This is a genomic window from Maribacter sp. PR1, assembly GCF_028464145.1.
GTDB lineage: Bacteria > Bacteroidota > Bacteroidia > Flavobacteriales > Flavobacteriaceae > Maribacter.
This window is the reverse complement of sequence record NZ_JAQPCG010000004.1, coordinates 329712-347251: the sequence shown is the minus strand read 5'-3', so window position 1 is coordinate 347251 and position 17540 is coordinate 329712. Positions and strand designations below refer to the sequence as shown.

Genomic DNA, 17540 nt, shown 5'->3' with positions numbered 1-17540 from the left:
ATGGCGAATAAAAATACGTTAATTGTGGGTGCAGGTATCATGGGGCTCTGTTCTGCATATTATTTACATAAAAAAGGGCACAAGGTCACGGTTTTGGAAAAATCCGATGGTGGAGTAGGGGCTTCCTTTGTAAATGCGGGATATCTAACTCCAAGCCATATAGTGCCGCTAGCCGCCCCCGGCGTTATTACGAAGGGACTTTCCATGATGCTGAATAGTAGGAGTCCTTTTTATATAAAACCAAGGTTGGATATTAATTTTTTTAAATGGGCCTGGTCCTTTTATAAATCTTCTACAAAAGAGAAAGTGGAAAGAGCGGCTCCCATTTTAAAGGATATTAACCTATTAAGCTCCAAGTTGTACGATGAGATAAAACGGTCTGGGGATTTGGATGATTTTCATTTAGAAAAGAAAGGTCTGCTAATGATTTATCAGACCGAGGCTTACGGTCAGGCCGAACAGAAGGTGGCGAAAAAGGCTGAAGAATTCGGTTTGGAGGTAAAAATTCTTAATAAAGAGGAGTTAGCCTCCATTCATGGTAAAATGAATGTTATCGGTAAGGGAGCATTTCATTATTATTGTGATTCCCATAGTACGCCAAATGTTTTTATGGCTAAAATGAAGGATTATCTAGTCAATTCCGGTGTGCAAATTATTTATGGTGAGGAGGTAACGAAGTTTGGATATTCCGAATCGAAAATCAATACGGTGTACACTAAAACGAAGACTTATACTCCGGATAATGTCGTTTTAGCGGCAGGTTCGTGGAGTAATAAATTGGCAAGGGGTTTGGACCTGAATTTACAGGTGCAAGCCGGGAAAGGATATTGTATCGATGTATACAGACCTACCGGTATAAAATTGCCTGCAATTCTCATGGAAGCTAAAGTAGCCGTTACCCCTATGGATGGTTTTACCAGATTTGCCGGAACCATGGAGTTTTCCGGTATCAATCATGAGATAAACTTGGGTAGGGTGGAAGCGATAGCCGACGTTGTGAAAAATTTCTATCCTGATATTCAGATTACCGAAGAAGAAATAAAAAATGCCAAATGCGGATTACGTCCCGTATCGCCGGATGGACTACCATACATCGGAAAGACCGATAACTTTGATAATTTATTCATCACGACCGGTCATGCCATGATGGGTTGGAGTTTAGGACCCGCTACAGGTAAACTAATTACTGAAATTATAGAGAATACAACGCCTTCCATGGATATAAATCCATTTGACCCACAACGAAAATTTTAGGGGAAATACTTTTAGTTGAAATACCAGACATTCATACTTTCCAAGGCATCTCTAACGAAGGCATTATTGGTAAGTGTACCCGCATATTTAAATCCATGTTTGCTATACGTAATATTTAGTCCATAGGAGGTGGCTCTAGCCAGTGCGTAAATTGTAGTACATCCCAAATTGTCCATCACATTTTTTATTTCCTGAACTAAATAATAAGAAAGATTCTGGCCCCTAAAATTGGGATGGGTCGCAAAATCGACGATTTCCAGGTTAGATTCTTTATCCTGCACCCTTAGTATAGCGGAAACCAGTAACTTTCCATCTACGAACAAACCATAGAATTGGTGGTCCAATTCTGCCAGTTGTTCAAAATCCTGAATTCTTTTAATATGTTTTGGATGATACTTGTATGCTTCCTCGTGCAAGTTTACCAATGCTGGGAAATCGGCCGTATTTAATTTGCGAATGGCATAATTTTTTGGCATCCGCATGTGTGGATTTTCATCTGGTTTGTTTGCCGCCATTGCGATGGTCTTGACCGTTTCTATGGTCTTCAATTGTTTTTCATCACACTGGTGTCTGCTTTTATTCAGATACTCCGCTAAAAAATAGCCTGCAGTTTTCCCATTGTAAAGTCCCGGAATTTTTGCCTCAATTTTATATCCTTTAGATTCAAAATAGTCGATGGCACTTTCGGGGACCTTACTCAGGATTTTATCGTATTTCTTGCGTTTTGCCAATGCGGTCATCTTTGGCAGAATGGAATCTATTTTTTCTTGATTTATTTCTGATAAATAAATTCGATTATGGATTTCTCCATGATATATGGTTGCTCCCTCAATATTTTCTACAGTTTCAAACATATAGGTTCAAGATTTGGTTTTTAATACTAACTTTTAGGGTTACTCCCTTATTTGTCCATCACCAAAAACATAGTATTTGTTAGTGACCAATTGCTCCAGTCCTAAAGGACCCCGATGGTGCAATTTATCCGTACTAATGGCGAGTTCCGCCCCAACTCCCATTTGCCCTCCGTCGGTAAAGCGAGTAGAGGCATTTTGATATACCGCCGCACAGTCTACCTGTTCCATAAATTGTCTGGCAGAACCTTTGTCACAGGTCATAATGGTTGCAGAATGGCCACCAGAATTTTCATTGATTTTCTCAACAGCTTCAGTCAAGGAACTAACTGCACCCAAACAACATTTCATAGCTAAAAATTCTTCTTTCCAGATAGCTTGGTCCGTTATAGGTTCAGCCGTGGTCAAGGTCTTTTTAACCGTATCGTCAACCAAGGTGTCAACTTCCTTGGAGCTAAGCAGATTATATAGCTCTGTTAGTTTTTGGTCATAGTTATTGATTTTCTGATTTATGAGAATTTTATCCAGGGCATTACATGCCGATATTTTATCTGTTTTGGCATTCATGATGACCTTAATACTTTTTTCCCAATCCGCATTCTCATCTACATAAAGGAAGTTGTTACCTCTACCACTTACAAGAACCGCACAATTGGCATGTTCCTTTACAAAGTTGATAAGCCTTTCCCCACCTCTTGGAACAATTAAATCCAGCTTTTCAGTGGGATTTTTCAAGAAATCCTGAGTTTCTTGCCGATTCATGGTGAGTAATTGAATGTAATTCTTTGGAAGGTCATTTTCTTCCAAGGCCCTATGCCATAAATCTATAAGTATGGTATTGCTATGTAGGGCTTCCTTACCACCTTTTAATAATATTTTGTTGCTGGCTTTAAAGGCCAGTACAGCAGCCTCAATGGTTACATCTGGTCGCGATTCATAAATAATCATTATGGTCCCGAAAGGAGCGGTCTTGTTTGTTATTTCCAGCCCGTTTTCCAAAATCCTTGATGAGATGGGCTGGTTTACCGGGTCTTCTTGGCTTTGTACCTCTTGGATAGATTGTATCATTCCGTCTATCTTCTTATCGGTAACAATAAGACGGTCGTACATAGCCTGGTCTTCCTTTTGAAAAAGGTCCAAGTCCTTCTTATTCGCCTCAATGATGCTTTGTCTGTTTTCATTTAACAGTCGCATCATACTGTCCAATACCTTATTTTTTATATCTGTAGTCAATAATTTCATTTTACTAATTCTTGTTCGTCAGAGGTTACTTTGGTACCCACATTTTTCCCATCTATAATATCGATTATGGTGTTTTTCTTTTTACCATTGGCAATATAAGTTGGGATATTTTTTGCGGCAGCTTGTTGGGCATAATCCAATTTAGAGCCCATTCCGCCTCGGCCTTCTTCTTCTCTTTTATTATTGTCCTTAATGTATTTGTCTAAATTTTCTTCAGGTTTTACATGCTGAACCAAATCACTGTTCTGTTCGTTTGGATCACCTGTATAAAGACCGTCGATATCGGTAAGAATGATGAGCTTGTCAGCATTTAATAATTGAGCGATTAAACTGGCCAATTCATCATTGTCGGAAAACATGCTCATGGTAACGGATACGGCGTCATCTTCATTTGCAATGGGAATTACCCCTTCGGAAAGGAGTCCTTCGCAACAATTGACCATATTTTGCCTATGAATTCCGGGGCTAAAATCTCGCTTAGTAGGAAGTACCTGGGCACATTTCATACCGTAGTCGTGAAAAATATTATAGTAAAGTCGCATCATTCTCGGTTGTCCAATGGCCGAATACACTTGTCTTCTTTGGGTCCTGTCCTCAATATTGGAGGTTCCTAAAACCTCTTTACCGGCAATCACAGATCCAGAAGAAACCAGGACAGTTATTATATCCCTTTCATAAAGTTTTGCAATTTGTTCAACCAAGTTCCGTAATACAGGTCTAACAATTCTATTGTCCTTGTTGGTCATTACATTGGTGCCAACTTTTACAACGATTTTCTCTTTATACATAAGATTTTTCTTTTCCTAATTCAATTGCACGTTCAAAAGCCGCAAAAGCAGCCTCCTTGATCAATTCACCTACCTTATTATTATCCATACTGTCCAAGGCTGCACGGGTTGTACCGCCTTTACTGGCTACCTTGTCCATCCAGGAATTAGGGGACAGGTCATTCTGGTTAAATAATTCAATCGCCCCGGTAAATGTTTGACTTACCAATACTTTGGAGACATTCTTGGAGAATCCCATTTTTAATGCAGCCTCCATCATGCTCTGCATAAAATAGAAAACGTAGGCCGGACCACTTCCGGATATTCCGGTAGAGGCATCTATGAAATTTTCATCACTGACCAAAATTGATTTCCCAGTAGTATCCAATAAGCTCTCTATGGTCAATAATTCAATTCTTGAAACTTCTTCAGACGCTACGAAAGATGTAAGTCCTTTCCCAATTTGAGCGGGTAAGTTAGGCATGGCCCTTACCACTTTTTTTAGTCCTGTAAGGCCCTTTATTGTTTTAATGGTAACACCGGCCATGATGGAAATTACGATTTGACCTTTATTGACTAAAGGTTCCATTTTCATCATAAGACCTTCCGCGTGATAAGGTTTTACGGCAATAAAGATAATATCCGCTTGTGGAACACAATCCGATAAATCCTTATAGGTATCGAACTTCGCATCTTTTTCTAACTCCTCTAGTTTTTCTTCGGAGGTATCCAATACCATTATGTTTCTTCTTTTTAATAGCTTGGACTTGGACATTCCCTCTGCGTAGGTAAGTCCCATATTTCCTGCTCCGATGACTAAAATTTTCATAAAATAGTTTTGTTGTTTGTAAAAATTTAAGGTTTAATTATTTTTAGACGAATAGCATTTTTTCTATTCTGTTGTTTTTTTTAGAAAAGAAAGTGTGGGTATATTTATGTATTGTTTTAAAAGGCATCCCTAAAAAATACTTTTTTATATAGGTTACTTTAGAGTTTAATCCACCCAAATGGGTTCTATATACTTCTTTTACATTGCTTTCTCTTTTTACGTAAATTATTTTCATTCTTTTATATTAGTGGGTGTGTAACATAAAAATAAACATGGACCTTCCAAAAAAGACATGTTAAGCTTATGTTATATTGATTTTCAGGTAGTTAATCCTTAAAGTGTAATCGGAATAATAGTGGATCTATTAAATTTTGAGTGATTTTATAGCTAATATGATAATACGACAAAATGACCCTATTGGTCCTCATTTTCCAAAAGATACTGCTGCTTGTATTCCGCTTTCTGTAAGGCTTCTCTTCTTTCCGTGGACTGTTTCGTATAATGTTGTCTTTCTTTTATTTGATCCAACACTTTAGTTCTTCTATATTTTCTTTTATATCTCTTAAGAGCTCTCTCGATGGACTCTCCTTCTTTTACTTCTATCTTTAGCATATTAATTTTTTTATAAATAGGTTCTTAAAACTTTGTTTCTGGACTTATTTCTTAACGCACGTAGTCCTTTTTCACGTACTTGTCTAACACGTTCCCGTGTAATATCGAATAAATCTCCAATTTCCGACAAGCTCATTGGAGGTTCTTTCCCAATTCCATAAAATAAGCGGATAACATCCCGTTGTCTTTCCGGTATTGTGTTCAATGCCTCATCCAAGTCGGTTTGAAGTGATTCTTCCATCATTTTTTCATCCGGTTTGTTTGCATCCTTGGAAGACAATACATTATACAGGTTAGAGGATTCTTCCTCCTTGAATGGAGCGTCCAATGAAAGGGATCTACCGGAATTCTTAATGGAGCTTTCAACTTTTCTAACGCTCATATCCAGTTCCTTTGCAATTTCGGATGGGTTTGGCGGGCGTTCAAATTTTTGCTCCAATGCCGAATAAACTTTATAGATTTTGGTATTGGTGGCAATTTTGTTCTGCGGTAACCTAATTGATTTCCCATTTTTGGACAAGGCCTGTAGAATGGACTGGCGTATCCACCAAACGGCATAGGAAATAAATTTGAAACCTCGGGTTTCGTCAAAACGCTTTGCAGCTTTCACCAGCCCCAGATTCCCTTCATTGATCAAGTCCGTTAAACTTAATCCCCTATTTTGATACTGTTTGGCCGCAGAGACGACAAACCTAAGGTTGGCGTTTACCAATTTTTCCAAAGCCTGTTGGTCCCCTTCCTTAATTTTTAGGGCCAACTCTACCTCCTCGTCCGCAGTAATCATATCAATTTTGCTGATTTCTTGAAAGTACTTTTCAAGCGACTTTGTGTCTCGGTTGGTTATTTGCTTTGTAATCTTTAGTTGACGCATAAAAGTGTTTTGGATTATATATAACTTATAACCTACACCTTTTAATTTAAAATCCAAATAATTGGCCAAAAACATTCATTTTATGTTGAAATCAATCAAGATTTAATTAAAATCAGCACAAAAGCACTCAAAAATGAACTTTTTCATTCTTACTATTTTTTAGATGAGTTTACTCTTTTTTGAAGTATAATCAGTTTCGTTTATTTAAATTTAGAAAGATCTAAAAGCTCCGAATGGCCCTAAAACTCTTCATAGAAAAATTAATTTAGCGAAACTAGCTTCTACTAAACGATTTAAATAAACCTGGTTTCACGCTAAAGTATAACCCTTAATAAAACCTATCAAATCAATTGTATAAACTCCTTGCCAATAATTAAGATTATTCCTACAATTTTATTTTTTGAATTAACAGAACTCCTTTGATTGAAAATGGGTGTGTTGATTTGGAAATGAAATGGTTACGTTTTAAATTTAATGGAAAATCCCTATATTTAATTTGATATACTGAAATCGTAAAATTGTTTAACGATAACTATTAATTTTCTTATTAAATCAAGAAAACGTTAAACACGGGCCTAATTTTAAATATAAAGTGATGCTCAATATTCTGGAAAGTGATCCTGAGAAAATGCTTCGTCAGTTTGCCGAGCATTATGAAGCCACATTTGAGGAAGGTCTTGGTGCTGCCAATTTGAAACTAAATAATGTTAATGGAAAAGGTCATATTAGCCTCTTTCAACCTTTTGATGGTGTTACGGCTTGGGCTTATGGTATATGCTTAAATGAAGACCTAAAATTTAATCTTACATTTTCATCCAATAAATTACTTTATCTGGGCATTGTGGTCAATGGGTATCAGTTACATAAGTATTCGAATGAGAATTCTTATCATTAGATTCACCAAAATCAAAATTTTATATTGGGTGGAGAAGCCGGTAAATGTGCTGAATTTGGTATACCAATGGGGATCGAGTTTCAATGTTGTTATCTTATTTTGGAACCGAACAAACTGGCAAGTTCCGATAGTATTAGTATGACGCGTTTACAGTCCGATTTACTGGATGTTTTTGAACCTTTCTTAAATAAGGATAAATCATTTAGATTTTTTGGGGGCATAAGTGCCAAGATATCAGAATTTGCCACCATTTTAATTGAAAATGAACGAACGGATGTCGTTGGAAGATTGTTGGCCGAAGGTGCATTGATGAATATGCTTGCCTCCCAGATAGAGGCCCATGATCGTGAAAAAAATACAGATAAAATTGCACCACAAGTAGGTAAAGCTGAGTTATCTCGAATGACCGGTTTGGGGGATTTGGTCAGGGGAAATATTGGTAATAGGCCATCCATAAAGGAATTGGCAAAAAAAGTAGGAGTTTCCCGCAATAAGTTACAGGCCGGGGTCAAGTATCTTTACGGTTGTACGGTAAATCAGTTTGTAAACAATATTCGATTGGAAGTTGCCCGTGAACTCATACACAATACAGAAATGAACCAATCTGAAATCTGCTATCATATTGGATTTTCTAGCAGAAGCCATTTCTCCAAAATTTTTGAGGAACGTTTTGGAAAAGTACCTTCGGAGTATAAAAAGTCTTTTAAAAGGAAAAAGCAAGTTCTTGAAATACCTTCCCGTTCAATGTCCTAGTAAAGAGTTAGTGCCGCAATTATTGTTTCTGTTTTCTGGACAGATGGAATAGCGGTAGAGGTTACAATAGAATTGATAAATATAGAAGTCATATCGGATTATGCTGATGCAGATTTAAAGAATTTATGGGTTGTACTCTCCCATGAATATAGAACTTTATACTAACGGATTGTAATTGGATTCAATAAAAAAGCAAGCTATATAGCATGCTTTTTTGGTTATAAATTATTCAAGGTCTATGACGTTTCCGATTCTTTTATGAACTCCAACGTATTAATTTGTAATAGCATTTCGCCCTCTTTGGCTTCTGGATTTTTGACCACGAAATAAATATCGTAGAAACCATTTAAGTCTTTAACATCAATCGGTAGATTTTGTTTAGATAGCGCAAAAACAGTACTAAAACTTGGTTCAGGACCTTTTTTTCCTCCTGCTTCCCATTCATTTCTCAGTTTTTGTCGCTCCGCCCTAAAATCAATTTCTAGGGGTGTAATCTTTTCCGTTGTAGCTACGAGCGTTCCATCAGGTGAATTTAAACGGACCTCTATTATTCCACCAATATCCTTAGTTCTCAAAGAGGCCTCTGCGTTTATTATGATTTCTGAAATCCCTGTTAGATCGATATTCTTATAGGATAACCAGCTATTATTTTTATTCATTTTTAAGGCTCTAGCCGGTGTTATCAAAAGTTTTGTGCCCGCAGCATCGTCGTATTCCTCCGATGTGATTACGGGGTTCCGCAAGGCTATAATCTTCTCTGTGGTCAGGGGTTTTACATTGGATGATCCCTTGTCCGTGTAGGCAGCTCTAAGTAAATAACTACCCTTGCCGTTTTCTTTTTTGGGGACAGTGGTAGTATAGCTACCCGATAATGGAATTTTTTCCATTTCCTGTTTTGGGTCATTGAGCCCCATAATGTATTCAATAATAAGCGTAGCATCTTGTTCGCTTAGGTCTGGGTGTGCACTCATGGCATGTTCTCCCCAAATACCTACACTACCGTTGATGATTCTTTGGGCTATTTCTTTTTGGGCCTGAACATCATTTTTATATTTTTCTGCGACCTCCATATAGCTCGGGCCTATTGAACGAATATCCACACGGTGACAAGAAAGGCAATCGCTTTCGTTTATTAAGGACTTACCTTTAGAAAGGGTTATCCATTCATCGGTGCTTACATGGTTTTGTGCAATTTCAATGGGGTCGAATCCTTCAGGGGCATAGTCGAAATTAACGGCTACTTCTTCTTCTTTAATGCTTCCGTCGGAAACTGTACCATCTTCCTTATCTACAATATTAATTTTATAAGTGATTGGGTTGTCTGGGAAAAAGAAACTCTGATTACCTTCTACAATTTGTAAGTCGACATTGGGGGGTTCGTTTCCTGCGGTTACCTTAAATTGCTGTTGATTGCTATTTCCTTCACTATCGGTAACTTGTAAATTAACCGTATAAATTCCGGCATCTTCCAGTGTAATTTCAGGGTTGGCTCCATTCAAACTTTTCGAAAAACCATTGTCCGATTCAACTGTCCAATCATAAGAGAGTTCGTCATTATCATAATCCATGGTGCCCTCCGATGACAAGGTTAGGTTGAGGGGTACCGCACCTGCTTTTTTATCGGCACTTGCTTGTATAATCGGTATTCTATTTCCACCGTTATATTGAATACGTTTAATTTGTGCATTCTCATTACCGCGAAACCAAGCTGAACCATATTCCAAAACATAAAGATCTCCGCCTGGACTAAACTGCATGTCGATGGCACTTGAAAAATTCTCTTTGGGTAAAAAAGGTTCCATGGAAACATAGTCTCCATTTTCATCCATGGTCGCTGCAAAAATCCATCCGCGCATAAATTCTGTAATTAGCCATTTACCTTCAAAATAAGCTGGGAACCGCTGGTCAGATTCAGGAAAATCCGCTTCACGAAAAATAGGACCACCAGTAGCGCTTCGTCCTGCACTACCCATTTGAGGAAACTCTTCGGAATACCCATAAGGATACCAGAAAAATGCCTTTTGGGGTGGAGGAAGATTTGTAATCCCAGTATTGTTTGGAGAGGTGTTAATTGGGTTTTCAACATCAAAATACCCATAAATGGAATCCGTCTCGTAATCATAGTCTGCGTAAGGTTTGTTGTCACCTATGAAGTATGGCCATCCAAAAAATCCAGGTCCCTTGGCCTGATTAAACTCATCATAACCACGTGGTCCTTGATCTAGGTCATCCGAGGCATCCGGTCCCACTTCACCCCAGTAGATAAATCCAGTTTCATTATCAATTGAAATTCTCCAAGGATTTCTATGTCCCATGGTGTAAATCTCTGGACGAGTTTTCGGGGTTCCTTTGGGAAAAAGGTTGCCTTGAGGAATCGTGTAAGATCCATCATCTTCAGGGTGAATACGAATAATAGATCCACGTAAATCATTAGAGTTGCCAGCTGTTCGCTGATCATCCGAGGTTTCGTGCCCTGGACGCTCATCCAAATTGGAGGTTCCTTGTGGTGGGTTGGCGGTATTGTTCCCTATGGTTAAAAATAAATTTCCATTTTTATCAAATACCATTCCGCCTCCAGTATGGCAACATACTTCGCGTTGGGCAGGATATTCCAATACTATTTTCTTGGTTTCATCCATTAATTTTCCATTCTTATATTCCCAGCGACCTAAGACATGTTTGGGCTCATCCGGGTCGGCATATAGCATGTAAACCCAGTTATTTTTGGGAAAATCTGGATCTGCTACGATTCCCATTAAACCCTCTTCAGCAGTTCTGGTCTGACCCTCCTTATTAGTATAAATGGTGTTTACAGGTACATTACCCACTGTTTTTACGATTCTGGTATCGGCATTAAAGGACTTTACTCCACCTTTTCTTTCCACAAATAATAACTCTGTGTCGTTCAAAAAGGTAAAGGCCATTGGCTCATCCAATTCACCGGGCTCTGTAAGAACTGTAGTTGTAAATCTATTTTCTTCTGGCGGAGAAAGGTCTGCTACAGGTTCTTCATTACATGAAATAAGTAATACTAGGGAACTTACAGCGAGTTTAAGACAATTGAAACCATTGACTTTAAACCCATTAGAATCTTGTTGCATCTTGTTTAATTGAGTTGGTAAGTTTTAAATGTAAACAAAAGATACCTTTCGGACAATTTCTGTTTAACTTGTAAACACTAAGTTTAACAAAGTTTTATAAACCTACGGTTATTTGAATTCAGTGTATTTAATTTGTGGGTAGTGCTCTTCGATTATTCTTCTTATAAATGCAAATGGAAGTCCTTTTACATTTCGTTTATTTAAGGGCCTTAATGGCTCAGGTAAAAATTATTTTTACCATCAAATTTTAATGATTCCATGTTTAATTTTTTAGGCGTTAGCATATTTTTAGTATCTACAAAATATTCTTTTCATGAAGGATAAAGCCTTGGCCTTACTATTAATCTCTTCTATTTCAGTTCTTTTATCGACCAAAAACAGCTTTCATAAAACAACCACCCTTGCCACATGCTATGAAAGGTCGGTGCAAAGAAGATAACGCTATTCTATTTGTCCTTCCCATATAAAATTTAGTCTCTTTTACCTCCGTTAACTAATGAGTTTTAAATTTTACTTTGAATTTTTGATTCTTTGGATTACACTTTTAATTTAGGGTTACCTTGCATAAGTTTCGTTCACTCAAACTTGGAGGCATCCAAATTGAAAAACCTAACCGCGTTATTAAAGAGTATATCGCGTTTTTGATCTTCGGAAAGGTAATCTGCATTTTCAATAACACCGATTGAAGTTTCCAATAGACCGGGCCACATCATTAAATCGGTTCCATATAAAATTCTTTTGGCAAAGCCCGCTTGGACCAATCGCTTTAGATAGGCGTGGATTTCTTCTTGGGGATAACTCCAAATAAACCCGGCCAAGTCAACATACACATAGGCATTGGCTCCCATTAGTGCAATCATCTGGTCTATCATGGGGTAACCGGCATGCATGACCCAGATTTTTAGTTTTGGGTGACGAGCCAACATTTCTTCCAATAAAAAGGGTTGTCCAAGAGAGGCTCTATACTTGGGCGAAGTAATATTGGCCATTCCGTTACCGCCGGTTCCCATATGGATTCCTACCGGGATTCCTAACTCTTCCGCGACCCCAAAGTATTCGTCCAAGGACATATCACTTGGGGACATTCCCTGATATTGTGGAGCTACCTCGCCCATGACCTTATAAAAGCCATTGGATAAGGAATCCCTAAATGTGTCAACGGTCATTTGCTCCGCATTGCTTATTCCGAAGGATGGAATTATTCGGTCCGGTGCAGCACTATGCCATTTATGAATGATATCCGCATCTCCACTTACCACCATGGTGATGTTCAATTCCCTATTTGCTCTAAGAATGGCCTCTTGCATTTCCTTATCGGTCTTGGCTGGTTTTAAAGGGGCTACGCATCCGGTATTAATAAATGAAGGCGGGTCCTGATTGGGTCCACTTCCCGGCATGTCCTTGAGGAACCACGGACACATTTCAGAAGAAAAGTTTGGGTTAACCTTCATGGCATGTACGTGTACATCTATAACAGGCAGTCTTTTTTTGTTTTCTTGGGCGTTACCAACCGAGTATAAACCCAGTATAAAGGTTAGGTGTAGGGCTGTTTTTAGAGTGTTGGTCAATTGTTTCATTTTTGATTTAAATTTTTCAATTATTTAAATAACATAGGTGCAAATTCGGATAGGTAAATCCTCCAATTGCTCCAAGTATGCCCTCCAGTGCTTTCACGGTAGGTATAGTCAAAGTCTTGCTTGTCCAATTCATTACGCATGGTTACCACGCTTTCATAGAGAAAATCATCTTTTCCACAGGCTATCCAATACAGATCGGGGCCTGCCGCCTTGAGCGCCAAAATCTGTTGGGCTCTTTTTGAATGGTCTACCTCGATTCCGAATCGGCTCAAATCTGCAAAGCCCATACTCATGACACCGATATAATCGAAGAGGTTTGGGTTTTCAAAAGAGGTGTTTATGGTTTGTAAACCACCCATGCTTAAACCAGTAAGGGCCCTATTTTCTTTATTGGCCTTTACCTTAAAGTTACGTTCAATATAGGGTATCACATCATTGACCAGGCTTTTTTCGAACATCATGTTGGCCATTCCCCCTGCGGATTGCTCCACGTTGGGTAGTTTGGGAGATATGGTTTGTGCGGAAGCTTGTGAAGGGTTACCATTGGTCATAACCACGATCATGGGTTTGGCCTTGCCGCTATTGATAAGATTGTCCAAAATGGTCGGAGCTACACCAAGGGTGGGCCAGGCTTCTTCGTCACCGCCTCCACCATGTAGCAAATATAAAACCGGATAGTTTTCCTTGGATTCATGATATCCCGGTGGCGTGTAAACGAACATACGACGGGTCAAATCCAAAGTAGGGGATTCATACCAAATTTGATGGACGCTTCCTTTAGGACCTGTTTTGGCCCAATAAAGGTCCGAAGCATCACCTGGAACATAAAGCAGGCTTTCCGTTCTAAAAGTCCCGTCCCTTGCCACCTTTAAATTAGAAGGGTCTAAGGTGGTAACACCATCTACTAAAAAGGAATATCCGTATAACTCGGGCTCCAATGGCCCAACAGTAGTAGACCAGACACCTTGCCCGTCTTTGGTAAGTGCTACGGTCTGTCTTTTCATTCCCTGAATTCCATCGGGTACCATTGGCATCCAATTCCCGGAAAGCGTTACGTTTTCTGCTTTTGGAGCCCTTATACTAAAGACAACGGTATTATCATCCTTTAATTCAGGGGAAACCAAGCGTTCCCTTTGACCCACTTCCTGGGCCATTGCCGTTAGTGTCATTAGTAATAGCAGTGCGGCTGTTTTCTGCCAAAGGGCAACTTTTTTGGTAAAACTTAAATGGGATAATAACATAGTTTTCTCTTTGTTGGGTTCATACATTTGGATTGTTCTCTTAAATTGTCCACGGCAGTTTTTTATAATTCTTTATTGTCAATTCGCTTTCCTGTAACTGTTAAAGTATTTACGAATTTTAATTTTACTAAGAATAAAAGGTGATTAGTGATAATTTATACAGGGAAAAATAGTCAATAATTTAAATAAACCATGGTTTATAAATGTTAAAGTCTCAAATTGAGACAATAATAATTTTTCTGGCCGCACAATAGTGTGAAACATATTCCTTAAAAGAGAATAGGGCTTGTTCTTACGAGTGATGTTAATTTGTGCTAGGTGTTGCGCTATTCATGAAATAGGAAACACACAGAAGTTGAATGCTGTCCCGTAGAAAAGTAATAATCGTTAATCAGGATATCCCTTTGACTAATAATTACAATATCAATTTTTATTCTGAATGATATATTATTTTTGACGGCAACGAAAAACATTACCAATGAAAGTTAACGTATTGACAACGGCCCTATGGGCTATATTTTGATAGCGATATCAAAAAATCCAATCTGAAGTAGGATATATGGAAACCCTGAGTTGATCTCCAACAACGATTAGGATAAAACCGCCTCCGCTTCGATTTCCACCAAATAACCCTTGCCCACCAATTTAGCCTCCACTAAGGTATTTGCCGGATTGATACCGTTGAACCGTTCACCATGAGCACGTGCTACGGACTCCCAATCCTTTAGTTGGTTTACAAAAATGCGGGTACGAACCACATCGGCCAGCGTGCCACCAAAAGAAGTGATGACGCCTTCTATCTTGTCAATTATAAAATGCGTCTGTGCGGCCGGGTCGGTACCTCCGATCATTTTACTGCCATGCGTGGCCGTTGTGCCCGATATATGAATTCGGTTGTCTATTTTTACTGCCCTGCAATACCCTGCGTATTCTTCCCATTCGGTACCGCTAAAAATCTGTTCTTTATTTTTACCTGTCTTTATAGGAGCAAATGCTTTTGGAATGGTTTCCAAGTGATCGCTAAGGTCTCCAGATGCGGTCAAAAACGGAGGTTTTCTGTATTCGTCCCCACAACCACCAGGTATCTGTTTTAAGTGGGCCTGCGCATCTTTAATGGCTTCGATATCATTTGCATCCAAGGTGATTTCTAATAGCTTCCGGTTATCTTGAATATGCTCACTTTCACCCAATCTCGCCCCTACGATTACGGCGGCAACCGCTTTGTTCTCCAAAATATACCTACTTGCTATATTGGCGATAGAGGCATTATGTTTATTTGCAATCTCATTTACGGTTTGTAATAGGTTTTGATATGGTGCCCATCCACCTGCGGCATCGATAAAACGTTTATATTTCATTTGTGACCATGTGGTCAACGTTTCTTGTGAAGGCTCTGGTTTTCCTAACCATTTATCGGTCAAGAATCCACCGGCCAAGGTACCAAAGGCCAATAATTTTACACCGTATTCTTTGCATACATCGGACATTTTACCCATGGCCCGTTGATCTATCAAGGAGTGGCAAATTTGATTGCTTACAATTGGGATACCGCTGGCCAAGGCTATTCGTAAATGAGCGGCATCAAAGTTGGTAACACCCAAGTGTTTAATGAGCCCTTCTTCCTGCAATTCCTTCAGATAAAAAAGTCCGTCCAACCAACTGGCATCCACATAGTACCACGCATGAAACTGCATCAGGGCAATAGAAGACTGTTGCATTCTATCCAATGCAGTGTTTACCGCTTCCCGAACATCTTCCCTTGTAATCTTACCGGGTTTGGGGACCCATTTCGTAAATAATTGCACTTGGTTTTTGTCGCCTAAGCTATTTTTGAACGTACCGGCAATAATTTCGCTTGATCCGTAATGGTCTGCCATATCAAAAGAAGTGAGTCCGGCATCCAGATAGGGCTGCATATATTTTGAGGTGGCGATAGGGTCCAGGGTAGTGCCATCCCGCTCCATATCGGCTATTTGCCAAAGTCCGGTAACCACTCTTGAAATTTCTAAACCGTCAGCTAATTGTATCGTTGTTTGCATTGCTTATTCTTCAGGAAGTTTTAAAAATCGTGTTGCAATTTCGATTTCATTTTTCTTTAATCGGCTCCAATTATATCCAAATATACCACTTGCCAAACCCATAACAATCAACCAAATAGGGGTGGAGTGAAAATACCAAGCACTGGCACTAGCGGTGAGATCTTTATAGGTATGAATAATCAAAAATGCCGTTAGGCTAATAATGCCCAGCCAACCAATACACAATTGCCAGTTTCTATTTTTTATGACCGAGATTCCATTGGCTATATTGGGATTGATGTTGTGGATGGAGACCAAAGTGATACACATCAACAAAAAATTCACCATCATGGAGGTGACCATAATATCGATGCCCAAAAAGAAGTCTCCTGCAAAATGAGATCCCAAAACCCCGATACTGGCCATACCACCAGCTACAAAAAGAGCTATGTGCGGAGTATGGTTTTTAGGGTGTATCCGCGAAACGGCCTTTGGAAAAATACCATCCTTTGCCCAAGCGAACATTAACCTGGAGACCGACAAAAGCATAGCAGGCAGATCATTGATTAGGGCAATGGCGGCCCCGGCCAAAATAGCGATTCCCAAACCGGAGGGCAAAACATAACTCAATAGGCCCGGTGCGGATATATCCTTTTCCAGGGCCTCTTGAGCAACAAAACTCCATGGAACAATATGGTACACCGATACGGCGAATAAAAAATAAAAAAGGCCTACGCCAAAAATTGCCAATAGAATGGCGGTAGGTAAGGCTTTTGTTGGATTTTTGGCCTCCCCGCCCGCTTGTGCAATGGAATCAAACCCGATAAAACTGGAAAATAATAAGGCTGCGGCCGATAAAAATATCCGCCAGTCAAAAACGATGCTTTTTATGGGTTCAAAAGTATTTCCTGTTTTTTCTTGTAGTGCGGTCAGAAAATCGGAGGAGTCGTAAACCAATCCGGCGACGATTACAATCCCGCCCAAAGCCAACATCAAGAACATCATGGGCAGTAAAATGCGTTCATAGCTTTTAATGCCCTTACTATTGATAGCCACAAAGGACCAAATAAGGGCCAAGGCAATGGATACCCGAATCCATCCGATTTCCAGACCTTCGGATATTCCCTGCCAACCCAAAGCCAAAGTTACATCCCTAATAAAAGGAACGGTCACATAGGCAATAACACCAATAACAATGGATAGCCCAAACCATTGTGAAAAACTGGCCACAAAACCTAGGTAGGGATTGAGACCCCTGCTCGCATAAATGTAACTACCCCCTGCTCTTGGCATGGCGGACCCCAATATACCATAGGCCAAAGCTGCAAATAGTGCCGGTATTGCCGCAAAAGCAAAAGCTGGTAATACATACGGGCCTATGCCGGGGACATTGCGTTGGATCATAAAGGGAACCACATTGATCGAGGCACCCAACATGGAGCAAACACCTGTCGCCGTAAGGGCCAGAATTCCCATTTGGCGGGACAGTTTTTTAGGCTTGATATTGGTCATGGACTTCGGTATTCTTT

The 17540-nt window shown here is 39.4% G+C and carries 14 protein-coding genes; 3 read left to right on the top strand and 11 right to left on the bottom strand.

Going from position 1 to position 17540, the window contains the following annotated elements; all coding sequences use genetic code 11:
• The gene (locus tag PP182_RS10550) at window positions 1-1254 is read left to right on the top strand and encodes an NAD(P)/FAD-dependent oxidoreductase (protein WP_272651210.1); all 1254 of its coding nucleotides are present in this window, start codon (window positions 1-3) and stop codon (window positions 1252-1254) included.
• Between the two features lie 11 nt (window positions 1255-1265).
• On the opposite strand, the gene ablB is transcribed toward PP182_RS10550, so the two are convergent.
• From ablB to PP182_RS10520, 6 genes are all read right to left on the bottom strand, one after another.
• The gene (gene ablB, locus PP182_RS10545; RefSeq protein WP_272651209.1) at window positions 1266-2108 is read right to left on the bottom strand and encodes a putative beta-lysine N-acetyltransferase; all 843 of its coding nucleotides are present in this window, start codon (window positions 2106-2108) and stop codon (window positions 1266-1268) included.
• 39 nt (window positions 2109-2147) lie between these two features.
• A complete protein-coding gene (locus tag PP182_RS10540) occupies window positions 2148-3347 on the bottom strand; it encodes a glutamate-5-semialdehyde dehydrogenase (protein ID WP_272651208.1) in 1200 nt (399 codons plus the stop codon).
• Complete coding sequence (gene proB / locus PP182_RS10535) at window positions 3344-4135, bottom strand: glutamate 5-kinase (RefSeq protein WP_272651207.1); 792 nt, start codon at window positions 4133-4135, stop codon at window positions 3344-3346. Before proB ends, PP182_RS10540 begins: the two co-directional genes overlap by 4 nt.
• Window positions 4128-4943, bottom strand: a complete 816-nt coding sequence (gene proC, locus PP182_RS10530) for a pyrroline-5-carboxylate reductase (RefSeq protein WP_272651206.1) — start codon at window positions 4941-4943, stop codon at window positions 4128-4130. Before proC ends, proB begins: the two co-directional genes overlap by 8 nt.
• Before the next feature lie 414 nt (window positions 4944-5357).
• Window positions 5358-5555 carry a 30S ribosomal protein S21 gene (gene rpsU, locus PP182_RS10525; protein ID WP_272651205.1) on the bottom strand — a complete coding sequence of 66 codons (198 nt, stop codon included), beginning with the start codon at window positions 5553-5555 and terminating at the stop codon, window positions 5358-5360.
• A gap of 10 nt (window positions 5556-5565) precedes the next feature.
• Window positions 5566-6426: a sigma-70 family RNA polymerase sigma factor gene (locus PP182_RS10520; RefSeq protein ID WP_272651204.1), complete on the bottom strand. Its 861-nt coding sequence runs from the start codon at window positions 6424-6426 to the stop codon at window positions 5566-5568.
• 595 nt (window positions 6427-7021) lie between these two features.
• Between PP182_RS10520 and PP182_RS10515 the strand changes: the two genes are divergently transcribed.
• On the top strand, window positions 7022-7321 hold the full coding sequence (locus PP182_RS10515) for a hypothetical protein (RefSeq protein ID WP_272651203.1): 300 nt from the start codon (window positions 7022-7024) through the stop codon (window positions 7319-7321).
• A gap of 66 nt (window positions 7322-7387) precedes the next feature.
• Window positions 7388-8074 (top strand): helix-turn-helix domain-containing protein, encoded by a 687-nt coding sequence (locus tag PP182_RS10510; protein WP_272651202.1) that lies wholly within the window; start codon window positions 7388-7390, stop codon window positions 8072-8074.
• A 236-nt stretch (window positions 8075-8310) separates the two neighbouring features.
• On the opposite strand, the gene PP182_RS10505 is transcribed toward PP182_RS10510, so the two are convergent.
• From PP182_RS10505 to PP182_RS10485, 5 genes are all read right to left on the bottom strand, one after another.
• Window positions 8311-11175 carry a PQQ-dependent sugar dehydrogenase gene (locus PP182_RS10505; protein ID WP_272651201.1) on the bottom strand — a complete coding sequence of 955 codons (2865 nt, stop codon included), beginning with the start codon at window positions 11173-11175 and terminating at the stop codon, window positions 8311-8313.
• 575 nt (window positions 11176-11750) lie between these two features.
• Window positions 11751-12752: an amidohydrolase family protein gene (locus PP182_RS10500; RefSeq protein WP_272651200.1), complete on the bottom strand. Its 1002-nt coding sequence runs from the start codon at window positions 12750-12752 to the stop codon at window positions 11751-11753.
• Between the two features lie 20 nt (window positions 12753-12772).
• On the bottom strand, window positions 12773-14020 hold the full coding sequence (locus tag PP182_RS10495; protein ID WP_272651199.1) for an esterase: 1248 nt from the start codon (window positions 14018-14020) through the stop codon (window positions 12773-12775).
• Window positions 14021-14583: 563 nt separating this feature from the next.
• Window positions 14584-16032 (bottom strand): aldo/keto reductase, encoded by a 1449-nt coding sequence (locus PP182_RS10490; protein ID WP_272651198.1) that lies wholly within the window; start codon window positions 16030-16032, stop codon window positions 14584-14586.
• A 3-nt stretch (window positions 16033-16035) separates the two neighbouring features.
• Window positions 16036-17523: an APC family permease gene (locus PP182_RS10485; protein WP_272651197.1), complete on the bottom strand. Its 1488-nt coding sequence runs from the start codon at window positions 17521-17523 to the stop codon at window positions 16036-16038.
• Window positions 17524-17540: the final 17 nt, after the last annotated feature.